This window comes from Paenibacillus sp. oral taxon 786 str. D14, from assembly GCF_000159955.1.
GTDB lineage: Bacteria > Bacillota > Bacilli > Paenibacillales > Paenibacillaceae > Fontibacillus > Fontibacillus phoenicis.
In genome coordinates, this window is sequence record NZ_GG695980.1 from 87,034 (window position 1) to 97,958 (window position 10,925).

Consider the following 10,925-nt stretch of genomic DNA (forward strand, 5'->3'; position numbering starts at 1 on the left):
GTTCACCATTTTTACTGTTGTTTGCTTCAATCTACATGGGTATTTTAAGGATCACGACAGTGTCATGAAGTTGATTTACTGTCAGAAAGGGATGTCCTAATATTCCGCCCCTCCTGCCGTTCATTTGCTTTTTGGTAATTCCCCCGCTTACTCAATATGCTATTGGAAAATGGGAATCTGATTTTTATTAAAGTGTATAGCTCTTCACAAGCTCATCCAGATCACTCCAGATTTGTTGGAGCCTCACTTTGAGCATTCCATCTGTTTCGACACAGGCGTCATCCAATAACGATAGAGCCTCCTCAAGCATCCCTTTAACTCGGTCAAAGGCTTCTGCTTCAGCCTGAATAAGACTTTGCTCTAAAGAGCTATGCTCATTTCTGGATTTCTCCCACATTAGCTTCAACTTCGTCCATTCGCTCTCATTAGGCAGAACCAGCTTATGACGTGAAACTAATGAATCTTGCCGCTTGCCCTTTTTAAACCAGTGTTTAAACACGCTTCGATCACCCTTTCATTTTTTTGAGAAAATAAAAAAAGCCGATCTCTGCACAGAATAATCCATGCAAAAATCGGCTTTAATTCACATTATCAGTACATTAAATTACACATGCGCGTGCGGCTGAAGCTTTATCAGAGCCTTTCGGTACTCTTCTTCCCTTGTTCTCAGCACAGGAGATGTCGGGTTATTTGCTTTATCCTACTTTATCCTCAGCTATAAAGCTTTGTAGGGGAGGTACAACAATTATCGCCTATACAGGCAACTCTTCTCTCCGGCAAATGGGAGTGTAGAGGTAAATATAATTACAGGAATATTATAGCATTGTGATTATAAAAGTGCAATCATACGTTCTCATTTTATCCGGCTGCAAATTCCCGATCTTCCGCTTCTTCCAGTACCGGTTTCAGCTCTACCTCAGATCCGCGGATCTCACTGTCGATTTTGAAAGCTACCTCCGGATGTTCCTTTAAGAACTGCTTAGCATTCTCCCTGCCTTGCCCTAAACGATCACCGGCATAAGAAAACCACGAACCTGATTTTTCAACTACATTCAGTTCAACTCCGAGATCAAGAAGGGTTGCTTCTTTCGAAATGCCTTCACCATACATCATATCAACCTCAACCTGCTTAAACGGTGGTGCAACCTTATTCTTAACGACCTTAATACGTGTCCGGCTTCCCACCATCTCATTACCTAATTTGATCGTCTCCATACGACGTACATCAAGACGAACCGATGAATAGAATTTCAATGCACGGCCCCCAGGAGTTACTTCCGGACTTCCAAACGATACACCGACTTTCTCCCGGAGTTGATTAATAAAGATAGCTATCGTCTTGGATTTGCTAAGCGAACCGGATAATTTTCGCATCGCTTGAGACATGAGTCGGGCTTGAAGTCCTACATGAGAATCCCCCATCTCTCCCTCGATCTCTGCTTTAGGAACAAGGGCCGCTACAGAGTCAATTACGATAATATCTACCGCTCCTGTTCTCACCAGCGCATCTGCAATTTCAAGCGCCTGTTCACCGGTATCGGGCTGGGACAACAGTAATTCATCAATGTTAACGCCTATATTCTTCGCGTAAAGTGGATCAAGTGCATGTTCGGCGTCAATGAAAGCAGCTTGTCCTCCTAACTTCTGTACTTCAGCAATCGCGTGTAGTGCCACTGTTGTTTTACCGGAGGATTCTGGACCATAAACCTCAATAATTCGTCCTCTTGGAAAACCTCCTACACCTAAAGCTATATCAAGAGCAAGATTGCCGCTCGAAACGGTTTCAACTTGGACATGAGCTGCCTCCCCTAATTTCATGACAGCCCCTTTCCCATAAGACTTCTCAATTTCCTTCAAAGCCTTTTCTAGTGCCGCTTGTCTGTTTTCTTGGTTGTCCATAGTCCAAAACTCCTCCCTATAATACGAATGTATGTTCCTTTTTATAGGAACAATTTACCACACATATGTTCGTATTTCAATAGGAAAGGAGATTTTTCCCAAGACATTTACTTAATTACCCATTCTCCCTTGATCTGCCTGTAGAAACGATATTCTTGTTTCAGGTCAGCGTCCAGTAGTAACTTCGCTTCCTTCAAAAGTTCATTCAACGGCATAACTGCTTCAAGAGATTCTGATATTGCGATAATGGGATACGACGAGTGCCGTAATGATGCATGCAAGTGACTGGTATCACCACGGATCACCAATACATTTCTGGATTCAGATCCAATCTCAACTCTCCCCGTAAAGGGATAAGGAGCGGCATGAATTTGAAACGCTTTTTGTTTATCCCGCATGGCACAGCAAAACTGAAAAAACACTAAATGGGACAAAATCTGTTCCATTGTCCATGTTCTCCAGAACTCATGTGACCATTCCAAGTTGAGTAATTGCGCAGCTCGCGGGCCAATCGTATAGACGGGTATCGTGTTCTTGTTCTTGAGAAGTAGGTGCTGAATCAGCTTCTTCTCAGCTAACATGCGCCGGACTTGATGTCGTTTCCACTGGAATAGACGCCCCATCTGAACACTTCCCATACAGCCGATCAAACCAAGCGATCTGAGTCCATCTGCTTCGGTAGCCGCTCGTAATGGAGCATATCCCGGTTCAAGCTCTTCCGGAAATGAAGCAGGTTTAAACGTCCATTCATGCGTAATAGAGAAGGGTGATGTTTTCATACAAAGCTCCTTTCTAAAACTGAAGTAAGGAAAGAGGCGAGAATCGCCCCTTTCACTTTTTGGGAATAATCCGCCCATAAATCCGTTCTTGCTTAGGGTCAACTCCGCGGACCCGAATATAAACCGTGTCGCCCCGCTTCACTTTTCCGAACCGGATATGCGGAACCAGAGCATCGACTCCGCGCTCAAGATTAACAAAGATGCCATATTCCATTACACCGGAGACCTTACCTTTGTATGTTCCTTTGGATACATAACGTTTTGCGCAATCCGGCCATGGACTTTTCTCTGTTGCCTTCTTGCTAACCTTCACGATTTTATTTTCTTTATCCAGTTCTACCACCTTTACTTTGAGGTGATCCCCAGCACTTATTTCTTCACGAAGATCATCTACCCATCCATAACCATATTCCTGAACCGGCAACTCCGTTGTAATACCGCCAATATCTAGCATCAATACCTTGGGCGTAACATTACGAACTACCGCTGTGATTACCGCATCTTGCTCCAGCCATTTCCACGTCAAACCTTCCATATGTTCCAGGGCTGCTTGACGGGATGCGATGAAGGTATCTCCTTCACGATCATAGCTCAAGATCTTAAAGGCAACGGGTTCTCCAAGTAACCGCCGAAATTCATGGGCATCCTTTGTACCAGAGAATTCTTGAGGAATATAGCCTCTTACCCCACCAACCAAAACCACGCCACACAGCTTGTTCAGCTTTGGTTCAAGGCCAATTAATTCAGCTTGCAAGACTAGATCATTCTGTCTTGCACTATAAATCTGCGCCCAGCCTTCATCATAGCTGCTTTGTTCCAACTTGTCCTCGTTATAACCTTCGATCAAAACTCTTTTCAACTCTTCACTCATGTTCATTACCTCCAGAAATTTGTTTTTTTGATATATGAAAAAACCTCAACGTATTTGCGCTGAGGGACTTACTCAAATGGATCTTCTTCTCTTTCTGTCGTTACGGTATCTAAATCACCTTCGTCTACAATCGGCTCGTTTTCGATAGGTTCAGATATAAATTTCAAGCGGGATGTAGTCGTTTCTACATCAGGCTGCTCATCTAGTGCCAAATTTTCCTGTACAGCCTTAGCGCCTTTGCCCTTGATTACGATACTAAATCCTTTCCACCACTGCCGCTTTACTTCCCATTCCCGCCGTTCTTTCCAGTCCCTCGGAATAAATGAACCTTTGCCTATTTTCGGCGGTAAAGGTGTGCCATCGTCCAGCAGCTTCGCCACGTAATGAAACTTTGGCAAACCGTCCATCATTTGCGTATAGAAAATGCGATCCTCTTCTATTTCCGTATCACGATAGTTTTCCGGCAATAGATTAGGCAATAACAATTGCTGTTTAAACGTGCTTTGTCTGCTGATGATCTGCTTTTTGCCGAACTCCCGGCTAAATTCAACAGCATCTTGATAAGATAGCCCGCCAAAAGCGATTTTGTTACGGCAACTCGTCATAATGGATTGCTTCATGGCCTTCGCGTTGATCTTGCCAGATTCAACTTCTAGCTGCCCCAAAGACTGGATAGCAAATATTCCGGCTGTTCGATACTCCGCTGCAATGGATAAGAACAACTCCACATCGGGATTAATATATCTGGAATACTCATCCACGATCATAAAATGAGGGATGCGCGTGCGCTCTGTGCCCGGCCTGCGGAATGTTCCGCTCTGCAAATGCATCACGACGAACTGACCAAAGGCATCCCCGGCTTTCCGCAATTTACCCATGGCCGTATTTACAGCTAATACACCGCCAGAAGCAAAATGCTTGTCCATGTCGAAATCGGATTGTCCGGTCAAGATTGGCTCCAAATGCCGGTTAGACGTTAAGTTCTCAAGCTGGGCGCGAAGCCCGATAACAAACTGCTGATATTTTTCCTTCTGTGCCCCAAGCAGTTCCGATTGGAAAAACTGAACCAGATCGGATTCACCCTCTTTAAAACGAAGTTCCTGTACCTTATCCTCCAGCATTCGTTGATCTCGCATCGTTCGGAGTACATCGCCCAGGTTAACATCATCCAAGTAAAGACGTTTTAAAAGCTTGGTGATATTGCGTCCGGCAAGCTCCTGAACCGTAGCGAAGAATGCTTCCTGTTTCCCGAACATCGACTTTAAGACGGTTACCGTAGCTTCAGCTACGTCGTCCTCATCTCCTTTCATCACAGGAAACCTCGCGCTATGAGTTATGGTGGGATCAACATGGACACAGGGCATATCCATTGCATCACACATTTCTGCCACCATTGCCGCAACATCACCTTTAGGCTCCACAACAGAAAGTCCTAGTGGAACCCCCTTCTTCTTCAGAAGCAGCAACTGATAAATCATTGGCTTGAGTAAAGTGGCTGTCTTTCCACAGCGGGTAGGGCCAACAACAAGCATATGCGTGAACATATCACTGCCTCCCCATTGAATCATGCTCTCACCTTCCTTTCTATTGATTAATTTATTCAATAATTGTGGTATAATAGATTGCAAAGGGGGGTGATTTCCTTGCTTTGCACGATGAAGATCAAACTGTTGACGGATAGTGAACAACATCGAAAGTTATTGGACACCATGAAACGATTCAATGAAGCGTGTAACTACATCAGCAAAGTTTCTTTTGAATCCAAAACGTTCGGTAAAATTGGTATCCAAAAGCTTTGTTATTACGACGTCCGCGAGCGCTTCGGTCTGTCGGCGCAGTTGGTTGTCCGCTCTATCGGAAAGGTTGCAGAAAGTTACAAAACTGAACGCAAGTCCGTCCATGCCTTCCGCGAATTTGGGGCCGTCGTGTATGACCAGCGTATTCTGTCCTTCAAAGGGCTGGAGTACGCATCTATACTTACACTTGAAGGACGCATTGACGTCCCTATGATTATTAGCGCCTACCACAAAGGCGTATTGCAGGGCCGCAGGGTTCGCGGGCAAGCCGACTTGATTTTACAAGACGGATCATTTTATCTCCTCCTTGTGGTTGATTTGCCGGACGGAACACCGTTTGAGCCAGAAGGCGTAATTGGCGTTGACCTTGGTATTGCGAATATCGCTGTTGATTCCACGAGCGAAGTATTTTCTGGTTCAAAGGTTAACAGCATTCGCGCTCGTCATCGTCGTTTGCGAAAGAAATTGCAAGCGAAAGGCACCAAATCTGCTAAACGCTTGCTTAAAAAGCGTCGCCGCAAAGAACAGCGTTTTGTACGCGATATAAACCACTGCATTTCCAAGAAGATTGTTGAGAAAGCCAAAGGCACTCGGTCTATGATTGCTCTCGAAGACCTCAAAGGTATTCGGGAACGGACGGAGAAGACGGTTAAAAAGGCTCAGCGTGCGAAACATTCTTCTTGGGCGTTCTATCAGCTTCGCCAGTTTATCGAGTACAAGGCTAGACTGGCTGGTGTACCAGTGGTTTTGGTTGATCCGCGCAACACATCCCGAACATGTCCGGAATGCGGACTGATCGACAAAAAGAACCGAGCGACCAGAGATACATTCCATTGTCAATGCTGTGGGTACGCTGCTCCAGCCGACAATGTGGCTGCTCGTATCATTGCGAGCAGGGCTACTGTCATATAGCCAAACGCGGCAGATTTATTCTAGCTGCAAGCTCACGGCTTTAGCCGTGTGGTTTATGACCTCAATCCTTCATAGGTATTTCTTCACCCAAATTCAGCCGAATCTCTGTCTTGGAGGAAATAAATAGACGTTTAAACCTTTTCCAACGATCAGCCGCCGTAGGTTTGACATGAACAAGTTGTTGCTTGTTCACATTGCCTCGACGGTTTTTCAAATTGTGTTCGAGTCTGTAATTGGTAAATGTAAGGAACGAGGACAAAATGAGTGCTGCTATAAAGGCTGTGTGCACCGTTCCTGTTATCGAAAACGGAAAGGATAGAGTCGCTATAATCTCCTCTTTCAGTCTGAGACACAACGCTATCCCAATCCAAAGCAGGCTGGTGAAGAAGTAAATTAGCTTATTCTCCCGTTCTAACACCCAGCCGTATAAATAGATGATTAAACCGACGATGCTAAGTGACCAAGGAATAAATAACGGCCAACCCGGTAAGCGCCAATACAAATAAGCCCACCCGCCAAGAGTGAGCAATAAGCTTACGAATCTGATCATGGCATATAAGTTTCCTTTCAAATCTTCGTTCAAATGAATTCAAAGGGAATTCTTTGAAATACCCACAATATCCACATGTGCTGCGGTTGATAACTCCTGCTTGTAGTGTTCAACTTCATCCTCATAACAAAAAAGGAGGACTCTTCGTCCTACTGTCTGGCTTACTCCTATGGAGTAGTTGGTTAAACATCGTTTCAAAGTCATCATGTTCATCGTTAGGAGTTCGATGACATAGGGGTCTTTCCACGGTCCCATCCGTTCTTTTTGCACCAGACCGTATTCAAATCCGTATTTGCTGGAATTTCCCACTTCTTTCAGTTCTCCATACGGTTTAAGTACTTTCTGTAGCTTCAAAAACGTGTTTGTCAGGATGTATTCCCTTGTGATTTGAATCCCTAACTCATTAAACGGCAGCAAGTGAACCGGGATACCGCCTGTTACCAAGTTCATCTTCTCACTCATGGTTTCAAAAGTGCGTTTAACGGACTGGCTCTTGTAATACACCAGAAATCCTCGTAGTTTCATGTGCTTCTTGATCTCGTTGATGATCTTCACTAGCGTTTGTTCCTTGGCATCGGGCATCAGGATGTAGATCATATAATCCCCTTTGTCACTTCTGAATCCACCGACCGTTAGATTACCACGGTTGAGATTGTATTTGCGTTTGATCTGGCGAGAGTCCATATACGGCACTTCGGGGATCTGCACGAATAGCTCGTTCGCATCCGTAATGTACTGCCGCTGTTGAATTGACAGCCCCAAATCCCGTGCACGATAGTTCTTGCCGTCCAATAAGCCACGTTCAATTAACAAGTCCATCCCTGCTTCGGTTAATCGAACATAAGCCGCCGTGACTGTTCGACCTGCGGTTCTCTTACCAAACACATTCGTAGTTATGAGTCCTTCCTTCTTCATGATATATAACCGTTTATGTGCGTACTTCTCACTGGCAAAATGCTTCATCGTAATTTGCTTCTTCGTCATTTCCCGTAGTATATACAGTTCCTGCAATATACTCAGGTCCCGGTCTGTCCATTCACGTTGTCTTGGCATGTTTACCTCCTTTCTGCTGGAAATTTACTGCCCCGCATTCTAAGATACATCGTCTTGTCAGGGACGGTTTATGGGTTAATGGACGGGGGGCGTAGGACGGGGTGGTCAGAGTCTATCGCTCAACTGCGTTTCGCGGTAGCCTCTTCCCACCTTTCCGCTCTAGCCTTAATTTCGTTTCGGGTACAATCCAATATCCAGCACGTATTTTTAAAAAGTTCTTTCCGAAAATAACGGGTTCAACTCATAGGGGGTGTTTATCGGGTTCAAACATACCCGAAAAATCATGGCCGGCCCGGTACTTTTTACGAATATTTTCAATCATTTTCAAAGCATTTTGGGAAGGTGTAACAAAGACTTGAACATGGTTTTTACGATTAACATCCAAGAATCCAGATTCCATAATTTCCACTTCCTTCCACGAATCATCTTTGATCAATCCAGCATATCGAATCGCGTTTATTATTGCGCTACGGTTACGATTGTCCAGATCACGGATCAATAAATCCTCAAAAAAATGACAGATATAAATAAAGGCCGAACTCAGAACAGGAGTTTCTGTTTGGGAAGCCGCTACTGCTTCCATTGTGGCCTGAATAGTAGCTTGAGTGTAGTAGTCCTTAATTTGATTGCCGTAATGCTTGTCTCTCAGATAAAGAGGCAACATCCCTTGATACGAGAATTGATAAACTGGATTATCTCCCAGCATGTACGTTCTATAGATACATGGTGGATACGCCTTCGGATCAGGAGAGGTACTTTCTGGCAGCATCGTCCTCCATTCTGATAAAGCCGTTCCTAATTTGAAAGAAAGCTCTACTGCCTGTTTGTACATCTCCTCCAACTCTTCAGTTCTTTTTCGAGTACGCTGCTCCCAAAACGACATCTGATTCACTCTCCATTTTGGTTTTAATTTATATGTGCATCACTTGTCACTTTTATCTGCCGCATTATCCGCTGTACAAAGGCTTATCTGAAGCGTATCACTTCAGACTGTTTAGAAAATCAAAGGGATCAGATTTCTCTTGGGCTGTTTTTGGTGCAGGATCATCTTCAAGCAACGCCTCCAGATCGACAGCTGCCTTCTTATCCCTAGGCTTGACTCGTGCTAGCGCCTCTGCAATGGTATCTGTCTTCTGGCTTCGTTCTTCCGCTCTGCGCTCCAGTTCGGCCAGCTCTTCCGTCAATGTTTTCACGCTGTCGGGAAAATTTAACCCTGCAAACACACTATACACTGTTACTTGCCCAGGCTGATCTCCAACATAGGTAGCCACAGGGTTCTCATCCAAAATCGGGGTACTCTCGTGCAGGAATGATTGAATCTGCTCCACAAAAGCATGAGTGAACAAGCGCCTTGCCGTAGAACTATCGGCTACAATACTAACTGCGCTGCTTGTTGCGTCTTGAAGATCGTAACCGGCTGACAACTCCCCGTTTAGCACACTCTGCTTGATCGCTTCCATATAGGTTACTGGAGAAGCCAGGTCAACAGCCTGAGCGGAAAGAACGCACTTACCAATGTGTAAGCAGCCACCTGTCTTAAGCATGTTCAACCATTCCGAAGCATCAAAGTGATAGCTACCATATGGCTTGTAGCTGGCTGTGACTGTGTTCAGATCGTGGAGCAGCCGTGCCACATGGCGATTACATGATTTCATGAAATCCTCCACACTCTGATTTTTATTCAAGCCAGTTTGGAACAGCTTTTCATTGTCCACTACAACAATCGCTCCTAAGCCTTGCATCGCCCGCTTAATCACTTGCAGACGTTGCAAGGCATTGTCTAGAACCTTCCGACCTTCGTCTCGACGTGGCAACGTAAGCAACAAACCAAATCGCCCTGCAAAGCCCTTTCCATGAAGCAGACGAACAGCTTCAATAACCGCACCTGTTCCTGTACCACCGCCTAAACCACAGCAGATGAAAATGTAATCCCGGTCATTAAAGTAGCTCTGCAGTGTCTTTGCAATAATTTCCTTGTGAACATTGAATGCTTCCTGCCCAAGCTGAATATCCCGACCTACCCCACGTTCAAATCCTGGAAGCTTGATTTTCTTAATATTCGGATAATCTGGCAGTTTGAGAAGATCCATCTCATTACTGTTAATCAATAAGGCCGTATAAGGACGCTGCTCACTTTTGGCAGATAACCGCATCCCAGCACATGCATGAGCAATTGAAGTTCCTCCCATCCCTAACCCCAGAAAACCATACTTCAAACTGATATTCATTGCTCCGCTCCCTTTCGTTTGATTCGTTCTTGCATCAGCTTATATTGCCTATAGTTGAGTAGTTCTTCCCCTAATGGGGATAATGTGTATCGCTTGGATTTTGCTACTTCAGCTACCTGAACCAGCGATGCTCCTTCTAACATCGCTGCCGCTTCATCCAGCAAATGCCTTGATCTAATCGGCAACTTCTCCTGCTCTACATCAGGATGTATCTTTTTGTACAAGGCGTTGGTTACATCCCTTAGCTGCTCCTTCTGTACAGGTCGTTCTGCCATTCTAAGTGCTGCCAACATCCACATCATATTTTCGTTCTCAGCAGTAGCCGATAGTAGCGCATCCAAAATGGCTTCTCTGCTCATCAAGATCGTCTACCTCCCTTCAACCTTTAGCAAAACAAAAAAAGCCCCTACCCAATTGAGGGTAGAGGCTATTGAACGGTATTTGTTCATCTTCTTATCAATCTTCTACGTTGCTCTTCTAACATTTTGCGCATGGTTTGCTCTACTACACGATCATTTTCATCTACTAAAAAATACATCCAAAGTTCTTCTATTTTTTTCAATAACTCATATTCCTCCAATTATAAATAGAAAATATGCCGTTAAATAGAACGGTGCTAATGGAAGTTTTTTTCTTCCATCCCTAGCCCATTTGAAAGCTATAGCAAATAACCAAGCAAACGTGAGCATAATAATCAAAAATAACATTGCTTGCCGCCAGCCAAGAGCCATACCTACCACTGCCATTAGCTTAATATCTCCACCACCAAATGAATCAGGTTTTAAGACAGCAAATACATAAAGCAAGCCTGCTCCAATTAAAACACCTAGCAAATAA

The 10,925-nt window shown here is 44.5% G+C and carries 12 protein-coding genes; 1 reads left to right on the top strand and 11 read right to left on the bottom strand.

Annotated features, from left to right (window positions below; all coding sequences use genetic code 11):
* Positions 1-187: 187 nt before the first annotated feature.
* The 5 genes from POTG_RS14085 to POTG_RS14105 form a co-directional block, all read right to left on the bottom strand.
* The gene (locus POTG_RS14085) at positions 188-499 is read right to left on the bottom strand and encodes a hypothetical protein (protein ID WP_009225501.1); all 312 of its coding nucleotides are present in this window, start codon (positions 497-499) and stop codon (positions 188-190) included.
* A gap of 359 nt (positions 500-858) precedes the next feature.
* On the bottom strand, positions 859-1,899 hold the full coding sequence (recA, locus tag POTG_RS14090; RefSeq protein WP_009225502.1) for a recombinase RecA: 1,041 nt from the start codon (positions 1,897-1,899) through the stop codon (positions 859-861).
* Positions 1,900-2,006: 107 nt separating this feature from the next.
* Positions 2,007-2,678 (bottom strand): hypothetical protein, encoded by a 672-nt coding sequence (locus POTG_RS14095; protein ID WP_009225503.1) that lies wholly within the window; start codon positions 2,676-2,678, stop codon positions 2,007-2,009.
* A gap of 52 nt (positions 2,679-2,730) precedes the next feature.
* Complete coding sequence (locus POTG_RS14100) at positions 2,731-3,549, bottom strand: S1 RNA-binding domain-containing protein (protein WP_232282309.1); 819 nt, start codon at positions 3,547-3,549, stop codon at positions 2,731-2,733.
* Positions 3,550-3,617: 68 nt separating this feature from the next.
* On the bottom strand, positions 3,618-5,117 hold the full coding sequence (locus POTG_RS14105) for a type IV secretory system conjugative DNA transfer family protein (protein WP_143811923.1): 1,500 nt from the start codon (positions 5,115-5,117) through the stop codon (positions 3,618-3,620).
* A gap of 66 nt (positions 5,118-5,183) precedes the next feature.
* Here POTG_RS14105 and POTG_RS14110 point away from each other — a divergent pair, with 66 nt between their 5' ends.
* Complete coding sequence (locus tag POTG_RS14110) at positions 5,184-6,257, top strand: RNA-guided endonuclease InsQ/TnpB family protein (protein WP_249413056.1); 1,074 nt, start codon at positions 5,184-5,186, stop codon at positions 6,255-6,257.
* Between the two features lie 61 nt (positions 6,258-6,318).
* Here the strand turns inward: POTG_RS14110 and POTG_RS14115 are convergent, their stop codons facing one another.
* The 6 genes from POTG_RS14115 to POTG_RS14140 form a co-directional block, all read right to left on the bottom strand.
* Positions 6,319-6,807: a hypothetical protein gene (locus POTG_RS14115; protein WP_036645502.1), complete on the bottom strand. Its 489-nt coding sequence runs from the start codon at positions 6,805-6,807 to the stop codon at positions 6,319-6,321.
* Positions 6,808-6,846: 39 nt separating this feature from the next.
* Complete coding sequence (locus POTG_RS14120; RefSeq protein ID WP_009225507.1) at positions 6,847-7,860, bottom strand: replication-relaxation family protein; 1,014 nt, start codon at positions 7,858-7,860, stop codon at positions 6,847-6,849.
* Between the two features lie 241 nt (positions 7,861-8,101).
* Entirely contained in the window at positions 8,102-8,743 is a 642-nt protein-coding gene (locus POTG_RS14125; protein ID WP_009225508.1) for a hypothetical protein, read from the bottom strand.
* Positions 8,744-8,840: 97 nt separating this feature from the next.
* A complete protein-coding gene (locus tag POTG_RS14130; protein WP_009225509.1) occupies positions 8,841-10,088 on the bottom strand; it encodes a plasmid replication protein in 1,248 nt (415 codons plus the stop codon).
* Positions 10,085-10,447, bottom strand: a complete 363-nt coding sequence (locus POTG_RS14135; RefSeq protein ID WP_036645504.1) for a hypothetical protein — start codon at positions 10,445-10,447, stop codon at positions 10,085-10,087. Before POTG_RS14135 ends, POTG_RS14130 begins: the two co-directional genes overlap by 4 nt.
* Before the next feature lie 207 nt (positions 10,448-10,654).
* Positions 10,655-10,925, bottom strand: a 271-nt coding sequence (locus POTG_RS14140) for a prepilin peptidase (protein ID WP_036645506.1), incomplete at its 5' end; no start/stop codon positions are given.